Consider the following 21,515-nt stretch of genomic DNA (forward strand, 5'->3'; position numbering starts at 1 on the left):
GGTCGCCGGTCGCTCGGTGGCGGCGCGGGGGCGGGCTGCATAATCGCTCACAGTGCAAGGGAGGGGATCCACATTGACCGGACAGCTCTGTCCCGAGTGCGGTACGCCGCGGGACGCGTACGGGCGACCGGGCGCCGGCTGCGACTGCTCCGAACGGGCGGCGATAGCGGCGGCCGAGGACTTCGACCCGCTGCGGATACGGCCGTACGTACCGCTGCGGGAACCGGACGGGGCCGTACCGTCCATCCCGCCGCCGCCTCCGCCGGAGTTCGGCGACCGGTCGGAGGGCAACGACCCGGCCGAGACGATGCGGCTGGTGCTGCCGGGCCTGCGCACGACCGGGCCGCGTCCGACGGGTGATCCGGAGCGGAAGGGCGGGCGCAGGACGTTCGCGATGGTGGCGCTGGCGGCGGCGGCCGTGGCGGTGATCGGGACGGCGTCGTTCGCCGGCGGGCTCTTCACGGGGGACGACGGGAGTGACGAGGCGACGTCCGACCTGAACTCGGGGCTGCCGACGGCGAGTGCGCGGCCGGATCCGTCGGAGTCGGAGTCCGCGCCGGCCTCCGCGTCCGCGTCCGCTTCGAAGTCGTCGTCCGCGTCCGGTTCGGCGTCCGCGTCCGCCCCCGCTTCGGCTTCGTCGGGCGCGCCGGAGTCCGCCGAGGGCGGGCCGCCGGCACCGAGCACGAAGCCCGCCGCCACGGGCCGGCCCCCGGCGAATCCGCCGCAGCAGGGCGGCGCGGGGACGCAGGACTCGGGCGCCGGGGCGGCTCTGCGGCGCGGGGACAGCGGGGCGGAGGTCGAGGAGCTTCAGCGCAGGCTGTCGGAGGTCTGGCTCTACAACGGCGGGTATGACGGCCAGTTCGGCGAACGGGTCGAGGGGGCGGTCCGCATCTACCAGTCGTACAAGAGCATCGAGGGCGACCCGAGCGGGGTGTACGGCGAGAACACCCGGCGCGCGCTGGAGGCGGAGACCAGTGGGAAAGGCCGGGAGCAGGGTGGCGACGGTGGCGGTGGGGGCCGGCCGGGTCATGGTGATGGCTGGGGGCGGGACTGACGGATGGTGACGGGGCCCGTCATGGGAGGTGGGGGTGGCGTGATCCCGCCGTTATTTTGTATAGTCGTTGAACAAAGCGGTTCCCGTCCGTATCCCTGACCGGCGGGCGGGAGCCGCTCTTGCCTGTGCTCACCCCCTCCCGCGCCTGGAGTCCGCCGATGCCGGCCAACGTCCCGACCACGACGACGTCCGTCCTGACCGCCCGCGCGCTGCTGCTCGACATGGACGGGACCCTCGTCAACTCCGACGCCGTCGTGGAACGCTGCTGGCGCGGCTGGGCGGTCGAGCACGGCCTGGACCCGGATGAGGCCCTGAAGGTCGTCCACGGCCGCCAGGGCTATCTGACGATGGCGGTACTGCTGCCGGACCGGCCGATGGAGCAGAACTACGCGGACAACCGCGTGCTGCTGGCGCAGGAGACGGCGGACCTTGACGGGGTGGTCCCCGTGGCGGGCGCGCCCGCGTTCATGGCGGCCGTCGCCGGGCTGCCGCACGCGTTGGTGACGTCGGCGGACGAGGCGCTCGCCACGGCCCGTATGACGGCGTCGGGCCTCCCGATGCCCGCGCTCCGGATCACGGCGGAACAGGTCTCGGCGAGCAAGCCCGACCCGGAGGGCTTCCTGAAGGCGGCGGCGGAGTTGGGTGTGGACCCGGCGGACTGCTTGGCGCTGGAGGACTCCGAGGCGGGCATCGCGGCGGCGCGGGCGGCGGGGATGCGGGTGCTGGGGGTGGGGCCGAGGGCGGTGTCACTGTCGCCGACGGCGCATACGCGGGACTTGACGGATGTACGGGTGACGGGGCTGCCGGACGGGACGATCCGTATCCGGGTGGGCGTCTGACTTTCCCCCACCCCGCCCCTTCCCGAAACCGGGGGGCCTGCCCCCGGACCCCCTTGGCGTACTGGGGGCGGGCGGGCTGGAAATGCCCGGGGGCGCGCGTTTCTGACGCCCTGCAAGCTGACCGTTGAGCACGCCGACTACGGCTACGGGCGCACGCCCGTCCCCTTGAACCGAGGCCCACGCGCCGCGGGTTGGCGCACCCGCTCCCACGCAACGGCCCCCGGACACGAACGGGCCGCGTTCCTGACGCCCCGCAAGCTGAGCACCGAGCCCCCGCCGGGGGCTGGCGGGCAGTGGCGGGCCCGCGCCGTGCCTGGCGCCAACTACGCCGCCAGGCACGCCTCGTACGCGAAGCCGCGCCCCGCGGAGCAAGGCGCCCGCGAGCACCCGCGCACACGCCCGCCCCGCCCGCCCCGGGCGCCAGGGGGTCCGGGGGCAGGCCCCCCGGTTTCGGGAAGGGGCGGGATTGGGGGGAAAGCCGCCCGCCCCGTCAACAGGCCACCCCGCGCCTCTTGATGTGACGTGCCCATGTCGTCACGCTGTTACCTGGTGCCCACCTCGCAGCAATCCGGCACCGACACCATGGGCGCTCGGGTCCACCCCCCAAGTTCGTTCCGAGCGGTCAGAGTCCCCCCACGACAAGGGAGTTCGCATGTCAGGTATCTACGCGCGTCAAGGCCGTCCCGCCGGCCGAATAGCCGTCATCGCCGCATCCGCCGCCCTGGTCTCGGCCACCGCGCTGCTCGTCGCGCCCACGCCCGCCCAGGCATCCCCGCCCACCCCCATCGCCGCCTCCACCGCCCGCACCTACCTCGGGCAGCTGACCGTCCGGGCCGAGGGCTCCACCAGCGGCTACAGCCGTGACCTGTTCCCGCACTGGATCACCCAGTCCGGCGCGTGCGACACCCGCGAGACCGTCCTCAAGCGCGACGGGTCGAACGTGCAGCAGAACTCCAGCTGCGCGGCCACCAGCGGCAGTTGGTACTCCGAGTACGACGGCGCCACCTGGAGCGCCGCCAGCGACGTGGACATCGACCACATGGTGCCGCTCGCCGAGGCGTGGACCTCGGGCGCCAGCGGCTGGTCGACCGCGCAGCGGCAGGCCTTCGCCAACGACCTCGGCAACCCGCAGCTGATCGCGGTCACGGACAACGTCAACCAGTCCAAGAGCGACCGCGACCCGGCCGAGTGGATGCCGCCGCGCGCCGCGTACCACTGCATGTACGCCCGTATGTGGGTGGACGTGAAGCACGCCTACGGCCTGTCCGTCGACTCTGCCGAGAAGAGCAAGCTGCAGAGCGTCCTCAACGGCTGCTGACCAGCGAACCGCCGCTGAACAGCCACCTCTGACCGGTCGCGCGACCGCTCCGCGCGACCGGTCGTGCCGCCTTTCACAGGCCGGAACCTGGCCCGCCCCCTCCGACGTTCCGTACCGTACGGGGCGACGGAGGAGGCACCATGACCGGGCTGCGCCTGGGACCACTGCTGCGCTATGTCGACGGGGAGTCGGCCGGCACAGCCACGATCTGGGTAGAGACGGACCGGCCGTGCACGGCTGAGGTCCGCTGCGACGGCGGCGCGTACGGCTCGTCGCGTACATTCCTGATCGCAGGACACCACTACGCGCTGATCCCCGTGACCGGGCTGACCCCCGGCACCGAGGTCGCGTACGAGGTGCTGCTGGACGACGTACGGGTGTGGCCGCCGGAGAACTCCACGTTCCCCCCGAGCGTGATCCGTTCCCCGGCCGCCGAAGGACCCGCCGCACCACCCGGACCGTCCTCACGGGCCGAGCTCCGCGTCTCCTTCGGCTCCTGCCGCTGGGCCTCCGCCCCCGTCGGTGAGCCGGACCCCGTCGGCCCGGACGCCCTGCATACCCTCGCCGCGAGCCTGACGGCCGACCCCGGAGCCGTACGCCCCGACGTACTGCTCCTGCTCGGCGATCAGGTGTACGCCGACGAGACGTCGAAGGCCACCCGCCGATGGCTCGCCGCGCGCCGCGATCTCGCCGAGCCGCCCGGCGCGGAGGTCGCCGACTACGAGGAGTACACCCACCTCTACGACGAGTCGTGGAGCGACCCCCAGGTCCGCTGGCTGCTCTCCACCGTCCCGAGCTGCATGATCTTCGACGACCACGACGTCATAGACGACTGGAACACCAGCGCGTCATGGGTGGCCGAGATGCGTACCAAGCCGTGGTGGCGGGAGCGCATCCTCAGCGGCCTGATGTCGTACTGGGTCTATCAGCACCTCGGCAATCTCTCCCCCGCCGAACTGGCCACGGACAAGCTGTACGCCGAGGTACGCGCGGAGGCCGACGGCACCGCCCGGCTACGGGAGTTCGCCGCCCAGGCCGACGCCGATCCGGCCTGTGTGCGCTGGAGTTACCGCCGCGACTTCGGCCGTACGAGGCTGCTGATGGTCGACTCCCGGGCGGCCCGCGTCCTGGCGGAGGGGCACCGGGAGATGCTCGACGTGGACGAGGCCCAGTGGCTGCGCGACCAGGCGCTCACCGACCCCGGCGACCGCGACCATCTCCTCATCGGCACGTCCCTGCCCTGGCTCCTGCCGCCCCTGATCCATGACGCGGAGGGCTGGAACGCCGCTCTGGCCGGAGGCGTGCGCGGCAAGCGGTGGGCGCGCTTCGGCGAGAGCGTGCGGCGGATGGCGGACCTGGAGCACTGGGCGGCGTTCCCGGCGTCGTTCGAGAAGCTGGCGCGGCTGATCGCCGAGGTGGGCAGCGGCGCCGAAGCCCCGGCGACCGTCTGCGTACTGTCGGGCGACGTGCATCATGCGTACGTCGCCGAACCGGCCTGGCGCGAGGGGCGGTCGCAGCCGCGGTCGCGGGTCGTCCAGCTCACCTGCTCCCCCGTGCACAACTCCATCCCGCTCTCGATCCGCCTCGGTTTCCGGTTCGGCTGGAGCGGGATCGGGCGGCGTCTGGGCCGCGCGTTCGCCCGGCACGGCCGGGTGGCCGCCCCGTCCGTCACCTGGGGGAAGACCGGCGGCCCCTGGTTCGGTAATCAGCTCATGACGCTGACGTTGCGGGGACGCGCGGCGCGTCTGACCCTGGATCAGGCGCAGGCGCGGGAGAGCGGAGAGAACGGAGCGGACGCGGTGGCGCGGCTCGTCACCGTCGACGAACGGGAACTGGTCCGGGAGCCGTAATTACGCCCCGATTTCCCCGCGTTTACTCGCATCTGCACCTATGAGTCCGGTTCCGCCGTACCGATCATTGGTCTGCTCATGCCATACCTAATGGGACCTCCGTCGCAGTCGCGACAAGGTCCCACATAGGCGCAGGTCAGAAGGTACGACTGGAATTCGCCACGGAGAACGGCCGCGGGGCCGAGATGCACCCGTCGGCCGAATGTTGAACTTGCAAGCATTCCTTAGGGCTGCCTAACGTGAAGGCTCTCGTCGGTTACGTCCCGAACCGAAGGAGCTTCACCCCCCATGTCCACACGCCTCAACCATGCGCAGCCGTACGCCCTCGGGCTCTTCCGAATGGTGATCGGACTGCTCTTCGCCTGCCACGGCGCCGCGACACTCTTCGGCGTCCTCGGCAAGGACACCGTCGACGCCGGCACCTGGCCCGGCTGGTACGCCGCCGTCATCCAACTCGTGGGAGGCAGCCTGGTCCTCCTCGGCCTGGGAACCCGGATCGCCGCGTTCGTGGCCTCCGGTTCCATGGCGTACGCGTACTTCAACGTCCACCAGCCCGACGGGCTGTTCCCCATGGAGAACGGCGGTGAGGCCGCGGCGATCTTCTGCTGGGCCTTCCTGCTGATCGTCTTCGTCGGCCCCGGCGCGCTCTCGCTGGACCGGTTCATCGGCACGCGCGGCACACGCGAGCCGGAGCCCCGGGATCAGCGGACGGCGGTGCCGGCCTGACGGACGGCCCGACCGCTCGACAAGCGCACAGCTCGACCGCTTAACCCGCTCGACCGCTCGGCAGCGACACAGGCGCCCGGATCCCGTTTCCACGGGGTCCGGGCGCTCTCGCGTCCGGCAGACTCGGCCGGACACATGACATTCGGCCATTTCCCGATCTCGGCCAACCGGCAAACAGGAGGTGGACAACACCCGCCCCGTGGGAAGGTGGTCCACCACGCAGGCGTACGCTGTACGGCTGACAGCCACTCCCATTTCGCCCAGGCGCAAGGGAATCGGCGGTCAGGGGGTCAGGGGGAATACGAGTCCGGGAGATTTCGGCCTCGTTACGGAAACGGGGAATGTGAAAGTGCTGGAGAGTCTGGGCGCGCTGACCGGCAGCCCATGGATCTACGCCGTTGTGGCGTTCTCCGTGCTCCTGGATGTGTTCCTGCCCGTGCTGCCCAGCGGCGTGCTGGTGATCACGACGGCCACGGCGGCAGCGGGCTCGTCGGCCGTCGTCGGCGCGGCCGGCAAGGTGTCGCACGTGGCGCATGTGCCGCAGGAAGTGCCTTCGCTGCTCGTACTGATGGTGTGCGCGGCCGTCGCGTCCGTGATCGGTGACTTCGTCATGTACCGCCTCGCCTGGCGCGGCGGCGACCGGCTGGCCCGCGCGATCGCGCGCTCACGCCGGCTGACCACCGCGCAGGAGCGTCTCGGCGCGTCACTCACCGGCGGCGGGATCCTCGTCGTGATCGCGCGCTTCGTACCGGCGGGCCGCTCGGTCGTCTCGCTGAGCGCGGGCGCCGCGCACCGCAAGATGAAGGAGTTCCTGCCCTGGTCGGCGCTGGCGGCGGTGGCGTGGACGGGCTACAGCGTGAGCCTCGGCTACTTCGGCGGCCAGTGGCTGGGCTCCAGCTGGTTCGGCGTCGCGGTGTCCGTACTGGCGCTGTTCGCGGCCGGGACGGTGGCCGCGTACATCGTGCGACGCCCGGCGCGGGCGCGGGCGCGGGTCCAAGCGTCGGCCGTCTAGAGACGCCTGCGGGACGGGACTCAACTGCGGGTCGCCGCGCCTCGTACCTCGATGCCGTCGAGCAGCCGCATCGTCGAGGCGGCGATCTCGTCGACGGCCCGGTCGAACACCTCACGGTTGTGGGCGGCGGGCGCGCGGAAGCCGGAGACCTTGCGTACGTACTGGAGGGCGGCGGCCCTGATCTCCTCCTCGGTGGCCTCTTCGGGGATGACGGGCGGACGGAGAGTCTTGATACTGCGGCACATACGTCCAGTGTCGCCGATCCCTATGACAGATCGCCGCCCATGGTGGGTTCAGAATCAGAACTGATAGCTTCGCCCGCATGACGACTGTCGACTTCACCTCGATGACCGGCCTCGAACTGCTCCGCTGGGCGTCGAAGCAGCCCACCGACCTGCCCTCCATCGGACGGCTCCTCGGTATGACCTTCGACGAGCTGGAGGAGGGCCGCGTCGTCCTGTCGCTCAGCACCAAGCCCGACTTCGCCAACCCGCTGGGCACGGTGCACGGCGGCATCGCGGCGACGCTGCTCGACTCGGCCCTGGGCTGCGCCGTGCACACGACGCTCCCGGCGGGTCTCGGTTTCACGACGCTGGAGCTGAAGGTGAACTACATCCGTACGGTCGCCGTGGACGCGGGACGGCTCACGGCGGTCGGCACGACGATCCACGTGGGCCGGCGTACGGCGACGGCGGAGGGCAAGGTCATGGACGAACGCGGCAAGCTGATCGCCCACGCCACGACGACCTGCATGATCCTGCGCCCCGAAGTAGGCCCTGCCGCTTAGGAGTTGAGCTCGGACCTGAGCGTCGGGCGTACGTCCCGAGGGTCGATCGTGCCGCCGCAGTCGGGGCAGGCCAGCTCGGGCGTCATCCGGTGGCCGCACGTCTCGTGGTGGAGCCGTACGGGCGGGCCGTCGTCGCCCGCCATCCACCGGTCGCCCCAGGCGAGGAGCGAGACAATCACGGGGTAGAGGCCGACGCCCTTCTCGGTGAGCCGGTACTCGTAGCGCTCCGGCCGCTCCTGGTACCGCACCCGCCGCAGCACCCCGTGCTCCACCAGCGTGGCCAGCCGCTCGGTCAGCAGGGGCCGCGAGGCGCCCGTGTTCGCGCGGAAGTCCTCGAACCGCCGTACGCCGAGGAACGCGTCGCGCAGCACGAGCAGCGTCCAGCGGTCGCCCACCACCGACAGTGCGCGCGCGACCGAACAGTCGACCTCACCGATCTCGTTCCACCGCATGCGCCGAGTGTAGGAGCCGCGGGAACCGGTCCGAGGACGCACGGCGGCGCGCTCAGGGCCGGGCATCACGGCGTACGCCTGTTTCGGGCCGTACGGCGACGGACCAGCCAGGGTTGTACGTGTCCGGCACCGGCCGGCGCGGCCACTCCCTGGCCCAGTGCGGCGGATCGGCGCGCCGCAGGATCACCGCCGTGGCGGGAGCCGGGTCGGCCATCGCGGCGGACGCGCAGCCCGCGGTGTACGCGACGGGGATCGCCAGGCTGTTCCCCTTGATCAGACACGGCGGCCGTACACCGCCCTCGCGCAGTACGGCGCTGATCCGCTGCCAGTCGGCGCGCGCCCGTTCCTGGACGCTCACGTGTGTGCGTACCTGCGCGATCTGGACGGCGGCGTGCCCCAGCAGTACGACGGCGAGCGCGACCCTGACCTGGCGGGAGGCGCGCGCCCGCCCGCGCGCCCGGTCGGCGACGGCGAGCAGACCGACGGCCGCCGGCAGCACCAGCAGGGCGTAGCCGGGCAGGAGGAAACGGGGCGCCGCGTAGGGGACGAGGAAGAGGTACGGGAGCGCGGCCGACGCCCCCACGGCGACCGCGAGCCGGAGCGGTGCGGTCGCGAGCCCGGCGCGGCGCGTGGTCCACAGCCCGAGCGCGACGAGCAGCGGGAGCAGCAGCCACCACGCGGCGGCGCCGAGGGCCATCGTGTCGTCCGTACAGGGCCGGCAGAGCAACGGGCCGTCCAGGGCGGTGAGATGAGCCTTCAGCGAGAGGACGGGGCGCATACCGCCCTGGGTGTCACTGGCCTCGCCGAGCCGCCGTGCCACACCGCCGAACCGCAGCCACGCCTCCACGACCCACGGCACCGCCCCCGCCGCGACACCCGCCGCTACCGCCACGAGCCGCCCCCGGCCGCGCCAGGCGGGCACCAGCAGCGCGGCGGCGGAGAACGGAAGGGCCACGGCGGCACCGTCGTTGGGCCTTATCAGCGTGACGACGGCCAGCCCGGCGGCCAGCCCGGCGTACGCGGCACGGCCGGGATCGCGCCGCAGAAAACACCCGGTGGCGGCGAGGGCGCCCATCGCCGTGTAGTGGTTGGGCATCGCGGAGTTGGCGTAGAACAGCGCGAACCACAGGCTCCCGTACAGCGCCGCGGCCACCGCTGCCCCCGCCGGCCGCCGCAGTGCCCTCATCACCCCCACCCACGGCCGGAACCCGAGATAGAGCGCGCCGCCCGCGAGCGCGGTCATCCAGAGCCGTAGAAGGACGACGGAATCGGTCCACGAGGCGACGGGCGCGAGCAGCAGGGGCACTCCGCGCGTACGCGGCGCGCTGAACGGGACGCCGGGGCCGTACGGGCCGAATCTGCTGGCGTAGACGATCTCGTCCCACCCCAGCGGCAGCCCGAGGGGCACGAGGACGCCGGCGACGACCACGAACCCCGCGCAGACCGCGCCGACTCCACCGCGCTCGCGGAGACCGCCGGGGTCCGTGGGAAGGGCATGAGCGACGACCGGCCTGACGTCTGTCCGCACGCGTGGCACTCCCCGTGTCGCCTGTCGGGGCCGGTGGTCGACCACCGGTGCGGATAAACTCCGCACAACACGGCACTTCAGCCCAACTCGCCCCATTCTCGCATCATCCTGCCATCGGTCACCCGCCCCGCCGACCGGGCGGATCCTCCCAGCGGACCGGCCGGCAGGGCGGCCACGGACAGGGCGGGCACGGACAGGGCGGGCACGGACAAGGGCTCAGTGGTGCGGCCGCCGGGGCGTGGCAGGGCGCCGGCCCGGGGCCTGCCTCGGCGGGACCTGACCCGTCGTGGGCGCCGTCGGTGCGGGCAGGTTCGCCACCTCGTACTTGGCCAGGTTCAGCGCACCGGTCGTGTCGGGCATCGTCGGCGGCTCCGCGGGCCTGTGGTGGAAGCGGAAGGCCGAGGTGAGGTCGCCGAAGGTCCGCCTGCGCCAGGCGCTGATGTTCGTGCACTCGACGCCGGTCACGGCCTCCAGGAAGCGGAGGTTGGACGTGTGATCGAAGGGTTCACTGCACACCCAGCCGCCCGCCGTCCACGGCGAGACGATGATGCAGGGCACCCGGAACCCGGCGCCGATGGGCAGGCCGCCGCCGTTGACGCCGCCCGGCGATGTCTTGGTCACGAACTCGTCGGGGGTGCCGGCCGGCGGTACGGGCGGCACCACGTGGTCGAAACCGCCGCCGTGCTCGTCCCAGACCAGGATGAACACGGTCTTGGCCCACACGTCGGGGTTCGCGGCGATCGCGTCGATGGCACCCGCGATGAACTGCGCCCCGGCCGCCGGACTGCTGGAGTTGGGGTGCTCGTCCTGCCCGGGGCCGGGGAAGAGCCAGCTCACGGTCGGCAGCCGGTCGTGGAGCGCGTCGTACTCGAACTGACCGAGCTGGCTTTTCTGCGAGTTGATGTAGAGCGGCGAGGAGGTGGGGGCTTCCCGGAACGCCTTCCAGTACGAGGTCTGGCTGCGCATGCCGCCGTCGACCCAGTAGAACTTCCAGCTCACATCCGCCTCGGTGAGCATCTCGGCGTACGTGGGCCAGGTGTTCACCTTCATGTTGTTGATGAGAACGGGCCCCCCGTTCTCACCGTTGGGATCGATGGTGCCGCTCTCCCACATGACGCGGTTCGGCGTGGTCGAGGAGAGCATCGAGCAGTGGTAGCGGTCGCAGATCGTGAACGCGTCGGCGAGCGCCCGGTGGAACGGGATGTCCCGCTCTTCGTAGTAACCCATGACGAGTGAGATGTCGGCACCCGTCTGCGCGTACCGGGAATTGGCCGACATCCACGAGTCGATCTTTCCGCCGTTCCACGCGGCGTGCGAGACCTGCCACGAGTAGTCGCCAGGGCTCGGTATCTTCGCCGCCGATGTCGTACGGCTGTCCATGTGCCACGGCAGCAGATAGCCGTCGCTGTTGATGTCGGTGGGCTGGTGGAATACGTTCCGCCCGGTCGGCAGCTGAATGGCATGCGGATCCGAGAAACCCGCCACACCGGACATGCTTCCGAAGTACTGGTCGAAACTGCGGTTCTCCTGCATGAGCAGCACAACGTGCTCGATGTCGCGGACCGACGGCTTCTTGCCGGGTCTGGAAGTCGCCAGCGCCTTCTCGACGTTGGGCGCCATCAGCCCCAGCGCCGAACCCCCCGCGGCGGCGGCACTCGCCCCCAGCAACCGGCGCCGGGTAAACGTCGGATCCGTCATCAGAAACCCCTCACCTCGATGCGATTGGCGGACCGACGCTAGGCGCCGGCCACCAACACAAGATCGGCCTATGAGGAATTCCCGCTGAACCTTGGATACCGGACGGAGCTCACCGGACCGAACCGCGGACCCGTTCGTCAGGTCCGGGCGTGCCCACCGAGTTCTCCTGAATGATCGCCGAAGAGCCCCTCACCGATCTCGGTGAGGGGCTCGTGTGCAGGTCAGCCATGGTGGGCGCGGACGGTTTCGAACCGCCGACATCTGCTTTGTAAGAGCAGCGCTCTACCCCTGAGCTACGCACCCTGGATGAGGCAACAGCGTACATGGCGCGGAGCCCCCGCTCCCAACGCCTTCCCAGGCCGGGCCGCCGTTGGTGGGGGGATACCCCCCCCAACGAGACGGTGGCCGGCCGGATCGAGTGGGGGCGGGGGGATTCGTACCGTGGAGGGACATTCGCAGGAACGTCTTGGGGGACCGATAGCCGTGGACACATCCCGTACGCCCGACACCCGCCGTAACCGCTCCGCCCGCCGTGGCCGCACCCTCGTCGTCGCCGGGGGCGCCGTGCTCGCCGTGGTCGTCGTCGGTGGGTGCGGGAGCGCCGATGCCGATGAGGCGCCCGTGGAGAAGCGGTCGTTCGCGTACAGCGGGAAGACGCTGACCATCGAGGCGGACAACTCGTCGATCGATCTGGCGCCGGCCGACGTGAAGGACATCGAGGTGACCCGGCAGGTCGACGGATGGGTGTTTCTCGGTTCGGGGCCCGACTCCGTATGGAAGCTGGAGGACGGCACCCTCACGCTCAAGCTGAAGTGCGAGGCGGTGGTGAACAACTGCGTGTCCCGGCACACGGTGAAGGTGCCGCGCGGCATGGCCGTGATGCTGCGGAACGACAACGGCCGGGTCCGCGCCGACGGGTTCGACACCGAGCTCGACCTCCGCTCCGACAACGGGTCGGTCGAGGTACGGAACTCCAGCGGCAAGCTGGATCTGTCCAGCGACAACGGCAAGGTGACCGCGGAGGGCGTCTCGTCCAAGTCCGTGCGCGCCCGGTCGGACAACGGGGCGGTGCGCCTTGAGCTCACCTCCGTACCGGACACCGTGGACACCTCCACTGACAACGGGTCCGTCACCATCGACCTGCCGGGGTCCGGCACCGCGTACGCCGTGACCGCCAAGACCGACAACGGGCGCGTCGACGTGGACGTACCGACGGACGACAGCAGCGCCCACATGGTGAAGGCCCGCAGCGACAACGGCAAAGTCACAGTCCGAAGCGCGAACTAACCAACCCGTGTGTTCGTCCCTACCTGGTGGGAGAATGAATTGGGCAGGGCGTAATCGGCACGGGAGAGGGATGTGACGGCGACGACACGGGCGCAGCCGCACGCACGAGCGAGGGCGGGTGGCGGCCGTGATGTCCTCACCCTGATGCTGCTGCCGGTGCCCTTGCTTGTCGCGGCCCTGCCGGGGGCTTTCGCCGGCGGGGGGACACGGCGCTGGTTCGGCGGGCGCGGCGAGAATCAGCGCGCGGGCGCGCAGGCCGCGAAGGACGCCGCCGCCGCCGCTTTCTACGAGCTGGACACCGCCCAGCGTGACCTGCGCATCTCGATAGAAACGATCACCGCGGTGGACACCTCGCCGGGTGCCCGCCGGGTCGCGGACGAGTTCGCGGCGCTGGGACGGCGGATCGACGAGGCCAGCAGCGGCTACATCAGCGCCGTCGACGCGCACGACCTGGACCGGGACGACCTGGAACCGTCCGTCGCGTCGACGGCCCGTACGGAACTGACCAAGGCCAAGGACGAGCTCGTACGGGTCAAGGGCGAACTCGACCGCTTCGAGCGCGGGCTCGGCCCGCTGCTCGACAAGGCGGAGACCCAGCTCGCGCGGCTGGCGCCCGCCGTGGAGCGGGCGCGGCAGACGCTGCTCGCGGCGAGCAACGCCCTCGACGCGGTACGCGGCTCAGGTCTGCGCGCCGACGACCTCGCCGCGCGGCTGGCCACGCTCGGCCCGGAGCTGACCAAGCTCAACCAGGGCGCCGGCCGGCACGGCGTGGCCGAGACCATTCAGCGCGCCGACCGGGTGCTGCGGGACGCCGAGGCCGTACGGGCCGAGGCCGAGCAGCTGCCCGAGCGCGCGGCGGAGATCGACCGGCGGCTGGTGTCGCTGCGCACGCGCGCACAGGCCCTGACGACGCGCGCGGGCACGGTGGAGCCGGTTCTGAGCGAGCTGAGGCGCCGGTTCAGCGCCGCCTGCTGGCAGGACCTCCAGTCCGTGCCCGAGCAGGCGGGGACCTCCGTGCACCAGGCGGAGGAGAAGCTGAAGGAGGCCGCCAAGGCGCGCGAGGAGCAGCGGTGGCCGGACGCTACGGCCCTGCTCAGCACGGTACGGGCGCTGCTGAACTCCACTGACGAGGCCGTGTCGGCCGCCGGTGACCGGCTGCGGCGGCTCAACGCCGTGTCGAAGGACCCGCAGCAGGAGATCGACCGGACGCGGTTCGCCGTACGGGACGCGCAACGGCTCGCGATGGCCGGCCGCAACACGCCCGATCCCCGGCACGCGCGCCCGCTGGACGACGCCGTGGTGCGGCTGGACCGGGCGGTGGCCGGGCTGGAGGGGCGGCATCCCGACTGGTGGCACTTCCTGACGGAGATGGAAGCGGTACGGAACACGGCATCCCGTGTCGTCGGCGAGATCCGGGACGAGCGGGGCGCGGGGGCCTGAGCGGCGCCCACGCCGGTCCCGTCGTACGCGTGCCCGGCCTGCTCCTACGCGGGTCCACCCAGCCACCACCCCCACAACCGCCCGATTTGTCCCCTCGTCCCGCCGGGCCGATCCTTGAAATACGCAGGGACACCGGCACGCACGCCGGCACGCATGGCTGAAGGGGGCCGCACATGTCCGGTCACGGGACCCTTTCCCGCCCGCCCACAGGGCAGCGGAAGCGGAAGCGGCGGGTCAGGCTCGACGAACATCTGCCCGTCGACCACCGCCTGAGCACGGTCTACCGGATCGGCGCGGGACTGATCGGTCTGGTGCTGCTCGTGTTCGGCATCCTCGGGCTGGTCAACCAGATCGGTGTCTTCGGCACCGGCAGCCACACCACCGCCGGTCTGAACACCAACGGCGCGCTGAGCGTCCTGTCCATCTGCGTCGGCGTCCTGCTCTTCGTCGGCATGCTGATCGGCAAGAACTTCGCATCGACCCTGAACATGATCCTCGGCCTGTTGTTCATCCTCAGCGGCTTCGTGAATCTCGCGCTGATCGACAGCGGATTCAACCCCCTCGCCTTCCGCATCCAGAACGTGCTGTTCAGCTTTGTGGTGGGCGTGCTGCTCATGTTCTTCGGCATGTTCGGGAGAGTCAGCGGCAGTCTGCCGCACGACAATCCCTACTGGCGGGCCCGCCATCCGACCCAGGTCGAGCACGAGCGGCGCGCCCGGGACGCCGCCGGGAAGCGCGCGGTCCACGCCCACCGTGCCGTGACCTCCCACCGGCAGGGCGGGCACCGGCCATCCGGCTAACCTGGCCCCATGCCTCGTTACGAGTACCGCTGCCGTCCTTGCGACACCACCTTCGAACTCAGCCGTCCCATGGCCGAGTCATCGGCGTCGGCCACCTGCCCCGCCGGCCACCAGGACACGGTGAAGCTGCTGTCCACCGTCGCGGTCGGCGGCTCGGCGAAGGGCTCACCGGCCGCCGCCGCACCCGGCCCCTCCGCGGGTGGCGGAGGCTGCTGCGGTGGGGGCTGCTGCTCGTAGCTCTCCGACCGCGCCCAGGCGCTGAGGCGGTCCGTCCCCGCCCGGCGAGGCCGCCTCGATCAGCGTGCCCGAGGAGCCGTCCGACGTGGGAGTGATGATCGCGAGCAGCCCCGAGCAGTGGGTCAACACCCTGATGGACACGCTCGGAGCCCCGGGCGCGGGACTGGCGATCGCCCTGGAGAGCGTGTTCCCTCCGCTGCCCAGCGAGGTCATCCTGCCGCTGGCGGGCTTCTCGGCCGGCGCCGGAAAGCTGAATCTGGCCGCGGCGGTGCTGTGGACGACGGCGGGCTCGGTCGTGGGCGCGCTCGTCCTGTACTGGCTGGGCGCGTGGCTCGGCCGGGACAGAACAGTCACTCTCGCGTCCAAGGTCCCGCTGGTGAAGAGGCGGGACCTGGAGAGGGCCGATGACTGGTTCGGCCGGCACGGCAGGAAGGCCGTCCTCCTCGGCCGGATGGTGCCCGTCTTCCGCAGCCTCGTCTCCGTGCCCGCGGGCGTGGAGAGAATGCCGCTGCCCACCTTCGTGGGCCTGACCGCACTCGGCAGCGCGATCTGGAACACCGCGTTCATCATGGCCGGTTACGCGCTCGGCGAGAACTGGAAAAAGGTGAGCGGGCATGTCGCCACGTACTCGCAGCTGGTCCTGGGCGTCGTCGCGCTCGCGCTCGTGGCCTTCGTGATCAGACGGCTGATCAGGTCCCGGAACGAGAAGCGGCGCGAGTGAGCCGCCGCAGGATCTCCTCCCCCGCCGCCACCCCCGTCTCCGTCAGCGTCTCCACGTGCGGGGCGTTCCAGCCGGTGTCCGCCAGCTCACCGTGGCCGGGGCGCCAGCCCTGGTCCGCGGAGAGCAGCAGGTCCGCGTCGAGGAGGGAGTCGCCGGCCGCGAGGGTCAGGGCCGCGCCGGTGCGGCGGGCGACCTCGCGCATCGCGGCGGACTTGGTCAGCGGACGCGGTACGGCGTAGATCTTGCGGCCCTGGAGGGAGACCGTCCAGCCACGGCCGTCCGCCCATTCGGAGAGCTCCTTCACCCAGCCGTCGGGCAGCAGCGCGCGGTCGACCACGAGGTAGGCGAACAGGTCCTCGGCGATGCGCTCCTTGAGCAGCCACGCTTGGTCGGCGGCGGCGAGGAGGTGTCGTCTGACCTCCGCGAGCGGTGCGCAGCTCGCGGCGAGGTGTTCCTTCACCTGGGTCTGCCACGCGGGGTCGGACTCGCCGTCGACCAGGAGGTGCCCGCCGTTGGCGCAGATCGCGAACTCCGGGGCGGGGCCCGGCAGATGGATGCGGAAGTACTGCTCGCGAGTGCGGGTCGTGGTGGGGACGAAGACCGAGGTGGCCGCGAGGTTCTCCAGCAGCCCGGCGGCCGTCTCCGTCAGGTACGACAGGGGCCGGCCCTCGTAGATCTCGACGCAGAGCAGACGCGGGGCCTCGGCGTCCGGCACGGCCAGTTGGAGCGCGGCGGCCGAGTAGATGAGGGTGCGGTCGAGGTCGCTGGCGACCAGCGCCGGTGAAGGGGTGGGCGCGTTCACGAGGTCGCCACCGCCGTACCGTCCGCGCCGGTGGCGCCGCGCGTGTAGCGGGGGTGGATCAGCCCTACGCAGGTGTAGGGCAGTCCGTCGACCTCTTCCACCGGTACGCCGCGCTGCGCGGCGAGCAGCCGGACATGATCGAGGTCGGCTCCCGCGCCGCGCTTGGCGAGGATCTTCCAGGGGACGCGGCGCAGCAGGACGCGGGTGGTCTCGCCGACGCCGGGTTTGACGAGGTTCACGTCGTGGATGCCGTACTCCTCACTGATCCGCTCGACGGCGGCCCAGCCTTCCCAGGTGGGTGCCCGGTCGGTGGAGAGAAGTTCCTTGGCCTCGGTGTCCACCGCGTCGGCGACATCGTCGAAGCGGGCGGCCACGGCGTCCAGGAAGTAGCCGGACACATCGGCGCCGGCGAGTTCGCGGTAGTGCTTCGCACCGTGGAAGTCGTACGGGCCGACGAGGTCGGCGCGCAGGACGGTGCGGGAGATGAGGCCGGAGACGGTGGAGTTGAGGCAGGCGGAGGGGATGAGGAAGTCCTCACGGGTGCCGTAGGTCCGCACGCAGCCGCCGGGGTCGGCGAGCACCGCGATCTCCGGGTGGAAGTCGCCGAACTCGGCCAGCGCGTCGGCCAGTTCGCGGGTGATGGCGCCCTTGCCGGTCCAGCCGTCGACGAAGACGATGTCGGCCGGGTCGTGGTGGGCCGCGAGCCAGCGGACGGCGTTGGTGTCGATGCCCCGGCCGCGCACGATGGAGATGGCGTAGTGCGGCAGATCCAGGCCGTGCCGGTGCTGGGCCCAGCGGCGCATCAGGACACCCACGGGTGTGCCCGCGCGGGCGAGGGAGACCAGGACGGGCAGGGCCTGCGTGGCTTCTCGCGAGGCGGGGTCCGCGTAGCGCTGCGGGTGCTCGGCCAGCACGGTCTCGGTGACGGTGCCGACCGCGCGGGCTATACGGGCGGCGGAGGCCGCGAGCGCGGACCGGAAGAGTTCCTGATACTCGGCGCTCGGCTGGTACTCGACGGGCAGGGACTCCGCGTAGTGCGCGCCGCCGCTCTGGATCGCCTCTTCGCGCTCCTCGGTCGGGGCTTCCAGTTCCACGTCGGAGAGGTCCTGGAGGAGCCAGCCGACGTCGTCCGCGGCGTACGAGGAGAAGGCGGGGCCACGCAGGGGGTCGGGCAGCATGGGGGATTCCTGCCGGTCGGGGACGTGCGGAAGGGCGGCGGCGTACGGAAGGTCGTCGGCGGGCGGGAGGGCGGGAAGGTACGTGGGAACGACGGCGAGCAGGACACGCGGGACATGGGCCGCGAGCTGTGCGAGCAGACCGCCGGGGGCGTGCAGCTCCGGGGAGTCGCCCAGGGAGTCGACGACCGCGACGACGGCGTCGAAGCCACCGCCGGCCACGTTGTAGGCGTACCGGTCGCCCGCGCCGTCGTCGGCGCCGGCCGGGAAGGCCGCGGTGTCGTGGGCCGGGAAGACGAGGCGGCTGCGTATCGCGTAGCCGGGGTCGTCCACGGCGAGTACGGGCGAGCGCGTCGTGGTCGAGTAGCGGACCTCGGTGCTGGGGAGAGACCGCTCCAGCTCCAGTGCGAGGCGCAGGGGCGCGTACATCAGCTCCTCGAAGCCGAGGACGAGGACGCGCCGGGCGTCGCCGATGTCACGGGTGAGCGCGGCGGCCATGCCGGGCGCGGCGGCCTCCAGACGGGCGCGGTGGGCGGGCGTGAAGCCGTGCCGCCCGCCGTCGGGCAGCCCGGCGGGCCAGCCGAGCGGCACGCGCACGACGTCGCCGTCCGCCGCGTCCGCCGTCGGGTCAGGAGCCCTCTGAGCCGTCCCCGGAGCGGAGTCGTGCTCCGCGACCAGTGCCTGGCCCCGTGCCAGGACGCCCTCCGGGAGGCTGACCGTGCCCGATGCCATCGCCACCAGGTCGACCCGGGCGCCGATGTCCTGGGCGAATTCCGCGAGCCGCCCCTGGTCGGCGGCCGAGCGCATGTCGACGAGAGCCACGATCACGTACCACCGGCGCGGATAGCGGGCGTGCAGCGCGCGAATCGTGTTGAGAACCGTGTTCCCGGTGGAGAACTCGTCGTCCACGAGGACCAGCGGGCCGTCCCCCGCCAGCAGATCGGGCCGCTCCGGCAGCAGCAGATGCGAGGTGGCGTGCGAGTGGGACTCCTCGAAACCGCCCGCGGAGGCGACTCCCGGCACCGGGCGCCGGGTGGAGTGCAGATATGGGGCATCCGCCACCCCGTCGGCCACCGAGTGTCCGAGACCGGTCGCGGTCTCCGCGTAACCGAGGATCACGGTCTCCTCCACGGCGTCGCCCAGCAGGTCCCGTACGCGTTCGCCGAGGGCGACACCGGCGCCGTGGACGACGGACGGCCGCTGGGGGACGTGTTTGCCGAGGACGTTCGAGACGAGGAGATGGGCGCGCTTGGGGTTGCGCCGCAGGGCCACGCCCAGCAGCTCACGCAGTTCGTCCCCGCCGACGAGCTCTATGCCGAGCCGTTCGGCGACCCACGACCCCGACCACGTCACGTTGCCGTTCTCCTCTGCCTTCTCGGTCCCTACGTCGACCGGCCCTTCCGGTCCATCAGCGGGCCCGTCGACCGGTCCGTCGTTCCTCGGCGCCGCGCCGCCCCGCCCGCTCACGCCACCAGCCCGGCGGCCAGCAGCTCCACGAAGCCGATGTCCGCCTTCGCGACGCCGAACACCTCGGCGCGCCGCATGGTTCGTTCTGCCCATGCGCGGTGGGGCTTCACCTCGTTCATCTTGTTCGTGTACGAGGAACGCAGCACTCCTCCCCCGCCCCGCTCCGGCCGCAGGATGTCCTGGGCGTCGCTGAACTCCTCGTGACTGACCACCGACAGCGCGTGCACGGGCATGACATGCGAGGGATGAATGCAGGTCTTGCCCACCAGACCGTTGGCCTGGTCCAGCTGGATCTCGCGCAGCAGCCCGTCGAGGTCGTGCTCGATGAGCGCCGTGCGCAGTTCCTCGGCCCGTCCCGCGAGGAAGGGGCTCTGGCGCAGCTGCGGCTTGAACATCCGCTCGTGGACCCGGAAGTACTCCCAGACCGGGCCGGTGATCGTGAAGCCGGTGCCGTCGGAGCGGCCGAGGACGTTCACCACGTCGGCGATGACGGCGGAGATGACGCGTACGTCGTACGCGGTCATATCGGGCGAGCGGCGGAGCCCGTACGCGGAGCAGAAGTCCGTGACGCCGAGCCGCAGCGCCAGCACCCGGTCCCGGTACTTGTCGACCGTACGCGCGATGCCGGCGAGGGTGTCTGCCCGCGTCTCCAGATGCAGCAGCTCGGGCGACTCCAGTACGGGCATGGCGAAGAGCCGGAGCCCGCTCTCATGTTCGGCCGAAATCAGTGCCTCAAGAAACGGTACCCCCCGCTCATCCGTGAACTTCGGCAGTACGAATCCGGACAGGATCCGGGCCGCGGGGCCGAGCCTGCGTACGAGGTCGGGGATCTGGTCCGGTTCACGGACGCGGACGAACAGAAGCGGCAGCTCCGCACCGCGCCCGTGGAGGTCGGCGAGCTGCCTGACCAGATTCCCCTCGGCCCACTCCACCTCGGAGTCGTCGATGGAATCCTCCAGGCACAGCACCATCGACACGACCCCCCGCCCCGCCATCTTGACCACGTCGTCCGCCAGCCGCGGCCTGGTCGCGGGGCTGTAGAGGGTGGCTCCGAGGGCGGTCGACAGCATGTGGGCCGGGGAGGCCGAGGTGAACTCGTCGGGCTCGCGATGGAACAACGCTTGCCGTGCAGTGGGCGGAATATGCCCGAAGTGACGCATTTAATTCCCCCGTACTGCCACGGTGGTCGCGTTGACATGTGGCCGGTAATAGTACGTATGGACGGCAGTCAAGAGTTCCTCCCGTGCATGAATTTCAGGTAACTCGTCCACTTCTCGCCCCTGTCCCGCGCCCGCCACGCTCCTCTCCACCATGCCCCCACGTTGTCCGCGCGGCCTGCGGGGAGGCAGGATGACGGGCATGACGCACGCGATGGTGAAGGGCTCGAACGTTCCCCTCGATGCCATGGCCGTGAGGGCCGTGCTGCGCTGGAGCCCGGGGGCGGGGATCCCCGACGTGGACGCGTCCGCGCTCCTGCTGGGCCCTGAGGGGCGGGTGCGCTCCGACGAGGACTTCGTCTTCTACAACCAGCCCCGTCACCCGTCGGGCCTGGTGAGGCGGCTGCCGAAGAAGCAGGTGCCCGAGGGACTGACCGACACCGTCGAGGCCGATCTGGCCGCCCTCGATCCGAGCGTAGACCAGGTGGTGCTCGCGGCGTCGTCGGACGGGGCGAGCTTCCAGCACGTACGGGACCTTCAGGTCCTGCTGTACGACGCGGGGCAGGCCGACGGCGACCCGCTGGCCGTCTTCGATGTGCGACCGGAGACGGGCGAGGAGACCGCGATCATCTGCGGCGAGCTCTACCGGCGCGGGAACCGGTGGAAGTTCCGGGCCGTGGGCCAGGGCTATCCGACCGGTCTGATCGGGCTGGCCACGGCCTTCGGGATCTCGGTCGACGAGACGGAAGGGGCCGACGGGGCCGGCCGCGCGGCGCCGGGCTCGGAGGGGGAGACCGCGCAGCTGCCCGGCCCGCCCGCTCACCACGCCGCGGCGCACGGCGCCGCGCAGGCACCGCCCGCGCACCGGCCGCAGTTCCCCGGACAGCCGCAGGGGCAGCCCGGCTACGGGTATCCGCAGCCCGCGTCGGGCCAGCCGGCCTACGGCTACCCGCAGCCGGCGTCGGCGCAGTCCGGTTACGGCTACCCGCACGCGCCCGCCCCGGGTCCCCAGCCGCCGCAGGCACCGCCGCTGCCGCAGGCCGCCCCGGCGTACGGCTATCCGCAGCCGGCCGCGGCGGCGGCTCCCGCGCCCGATCCCAGCTTCCGGCTGCCGCCGATGGGGCCGCAGTTCGTACGTCCCCAGCCCTAGCGCGGGCCACCAGCG

The 21,515-nt window shown here is 71.5% G+C and carries 20 protein-coding genes and 1 tRNA gene; 13 read left to right on the top strand and 8 right to left on the bottom strand.

Annotated features, from left to right (window positions below; all coding sequences use genetic code 11):
- The first annotated feature begins 73 nt into the window (after nt 1–73).
- The 6 genes from ACFWV8_RS14950 (at nt 74) to ACFWV8_RS14975 (ending at nt 6,799) form a co-directional block, all read left to right on the top strand.
- Nucleotides 74–1,054: a peptidoglycan-binding protein gene (locus ACFWV8_RS14950; RefSeq protein WP_384201114.1), complete on the top strand. Its 981-nt coding sequence runs from the start codon at nt 74–76 to the stop codon at nt 1,052–1,054.
- Between the two features lie 158 nt (nt 1,055–1,212).
- Complete coding sequence (locus ACFWV8_RS14955) at nt 1,213–1,893, top strand: HAD-IA family hydrolase (protein WP_384201117.1); 681 nt, start codon at nt 1,213–1,215, stop codon at nt 1,891–1,893.
- A 652-nt stretch (nt 1,894–2,545) separates the two neighbouring features.
- The gene (locus ACFWV8_RS14960) at nt 2,546–3,211 is read left to right on the top strand and encodes an HNH endonuclease family protein (protein WP_384201119.1); all 666 of its coding nucleotides are present in this window, start codon (nt 2,546–2,548) and stop codon (nt 3,209–3,211) included.
- 140 nt (nt 3,212–3,351) lie between these two features.
- Nucleotides 3,352–5,061 carry an alkaline phosphatase D family protein gene (locus ACFWV8_RS14965; RefSeq protein ID WP_384201121.1) on the top strand — a complete coding sequence of 570 codons (1,710 nt, stop codon included), beginning with the start codon at nt 3,352–3,354 and terminating at the stop codon, nt 5,059–5,061.
- Between the two features lie 288 nt (nt 5,062–5,349).
- On the top strand, nt 5,350–5,787 hold the full coding sequence (locus ACFWV8_RS14970; RefSeq protein ID WP_329388271.1) for a DoxX family protein: 438 nt from the start codon (nt 5,350–5,352) through the stop codon (nt 5,785–5,787).
- 349 nt (nt 5,788–6,136) lie between these two features.
- Nucleotides 6,137–6,799, top strand: a complete 663-nt coding sequence (locus ACFWV8_RS14975; protein ID WP_384201123.1) for a DedA family protein — start codon at nt 6,137–6,139, stop codon at nt 6,797–6,799.
- 20 nt (nt 6,800–6,819) lie between these two features.
- On the opposite strand, the gene ACFWV8_RS14980 is transcribed toward ACFWV8_RS14975, so the two are convergent.
- Nucleotides 6,820–7,044, bottom strand: coding sequence for a DUF2277 domain-containing protein (locus ACFWV8_RS14980; RefSeq protein WP_384201126.1), 225 nt, complete (start codon nt 7,042–7,044; stop codon nt 6,820–6,822).
- A gap of 77 nt (nt 7,045–7,121) precedes the next feature.
- Between ACFWV8_RS14980 and ACFWV8_RS14985 the strand changes: the two genes are divergently transcribed.
- Entirely contained in the window at nt 7,122–7,586 is a 465-nt protein-coding gene (locus tag ACFWV8_RS14985; RefSeq protein ID WP_384201129.1) for a PaaI family thioesterase, read from the top strand.
- On the opposite strand, the gene ACFWV8_RS14990 is transcribed toward ACFWV8_RS14985, so the two are convergent.
- The 4 genes from ACFWV8_RS14990 to ACFWV8_RS15005 all read right to left on the bottom strand — a co-directional run bounded on the left by ACFWV8_RS14990 (nt 7,583) and on the right by ACFWV8_RS15005 (nt 11,567).
- Nucleotides 7,583–8,038: a winged helix-turn-helix transcriptional regulator gene (locus ACFWV8_RS14990; RefSeq protein WP_384201131.1), complete on the bottom strand. Its 456-nt coding sequence runs from the start codon at nt 8,036–8,038 to the stop codon at nt 7,583–7,585. The genes ACFWV8_RS14985 and ACFWV8_RS14990 overlap by 4 nt on opposite strands.
- 52 nt (nt 8,039–8,090) lie before the next feature.
- The gene (locus ACFWV8_RS14995) at nt 8,091–9,566 is read right to left on the bottom strand and encodes a hypothetical protein (protein ID WP_384201134.1); all 1,476 of its coding nucleotides are present in this window, start codon (nt 9,564–9,566) and stop codon (nt 8,091–8,093) included.
- 216 nt (nt 9,567–9,782) lie between these two features.
- The gene (locus tag ACFWV8_RS15000) at nt 9,783–11,264 is read right to left on the bottom strand and encodes an alkaline phosphatase family protein (RefSeq protein ID WP_384201137.1); all 1,482 of its coding nucleotides are present in this window, start codon (nt 11,262–11,264) and stop codon (nt 9,783–9,785) included.
- Between the two features lie 228 nt (nt 11,265–11,492).
- Nucleotides 11,493–11,567 (bottom strand) — tRNA-Val (locus ACFWV8_RS15005).
- Between the two features lie 180 nt (nt 11,568–11,747).
- Here ACFWV8_RS15005 and ACFWV8_RS15010 point away from each other — a divergent pair.
- The 5 genes from ACFWV8_RS15010 to ACFWV8_RS15030 all read left to right on the top strand — a co-directional run bounded on the left by ACFWV8_RS15010 (nt 11,748) and on the right by ACFWV8_RS15030 (nt 15,749).
- Nucleotides 11,748–12,551: a DUF4097 family beta strand repeat-containing protein gene (locus ACFWV8_RS15010; protein WP_384201140.1), complete on the top strand. Its 804-nt coding sequence runs from the start codon at nt 11,748–11,750 to the stop codon at nt 12,549–12,551.
- Nucleotides 12,552–12,695: 144 nt separating this feature from the next.
- Nucleotides 12,696–13,991, top strand: a complete 1,296-nt coding sequence (locus ACFWV8_RS15015) for a hypothetical protein (protein WP_384201209.1) — start codon at nt 12,696–12,698, stop codon at nt 13,989–13,991.
- A 173-nt stretch (nt 13,992–14,164) separates the two neighbouring features.
- Nucleotides 14,165–14,791, top strand: a complete 627-nt coding sequence (locus tag ACFWV8_RS15020; protein WP_384201143.1) for a DUF4383 domain-containing protein — start codon at nt 14,165–14,167, stop codon at nt 14,789–14,791.
- 9 nt (nt 14,792–14,800) lie between these two features.
- Entirely contained in the window at nt 14,801–15,028 is a 228-nt protein-coding gene (locus ACFWV8_RS15025) for a zinc ribbon domain-containing protein (protein WP_329388254.1), read from the top strand.
- Nucleotides 15,029–15,122: 94 nt separating this feature from the next.
- On the top strand, nt 15,123–15,749 hold the full coding sequence (locus tag ACFWV8_RS15030; RefSeq protein WP_384201212.1) for a DedA family protein: 627 nt from the start codon (nt 15,123–15,125) through the stop codon (nt 15,747–15,749).
- Here the strand turns inward: ACFWV8_RS15030 and ACFWV8_RS15035 are convergent.
- The 3 genes from ACFWV8_RS15035 to ACFWV8_RS15045 form a co-directional block, all read right to left on the bottom strand.
- The gene (locus tag ACFWV8_RS15035) at nt 15,718–16,551 is read right to left on the bottom strand and encodes an HAD family hydrolase (protein ID WP_384201147.1); all 834 of its coding nucleotides are present in this window, start codon (nt 16,549–16,551) and stop codon (nt 15,718–15,720) included. The genes ACFWV8_RS15030 and ACFWV8_RS15035 overlap by 32 nt on opposite strands.
- A complete protein-coding gene (locus ACFWV8_RS15040) occupies nt 16,548–19,079 on the bottom strand; it encodes a phosphoribosyltransferase (protein WP_384201150.1) in 2,532 nt (843 codons plus the stop codon). The genes ACFWV8_RS15035 and ACFWV8_RS15040 overlap by 4 nt, the downstream gene beginning before the upstream one ends.
- A 110-nt stretch (nt 19,080–19,189) precedes the next feature.
- Entirely contained in the window at nt 19,190–20,353 is a 1,164-nt protein-coding gene (locus tag ACFWV8_RS15045; RefSeq protein WP_384201153.1) for an HpcH/HpaI aldolase/citrate lyase family protein, read from the bottom strand.
- A 190-nt stretch (nt 20,354–20,543) separates the two neighbouring features.
- Here ACFWV8_RS15045 and ACFWV8_RS15050 point away from each other — a divergent pair, with 190 nt between their 5' ends.
- Nucleotides 20,544–21,500, top strand: coding sequence for a TerD family protein (locus ACFWV8_RS15050; RefSeq protein ID WP_384201156.1), 957 nt, complete (start codon nt 20,544–20,546; stop codon nt 21,498–21,500).
- The last annotated feature ends 15 nt before the right edge of the window (nt 21,501–21,515 follow it).

Source organism: Streptomyces sp. NPDC058665, from assembly GCF_042714995.1.
Lineage (GTDB): Bacteria > Actinomycetota > Actinomycetes > Streptomycetales > Streptomycetaceae > Streptomyces.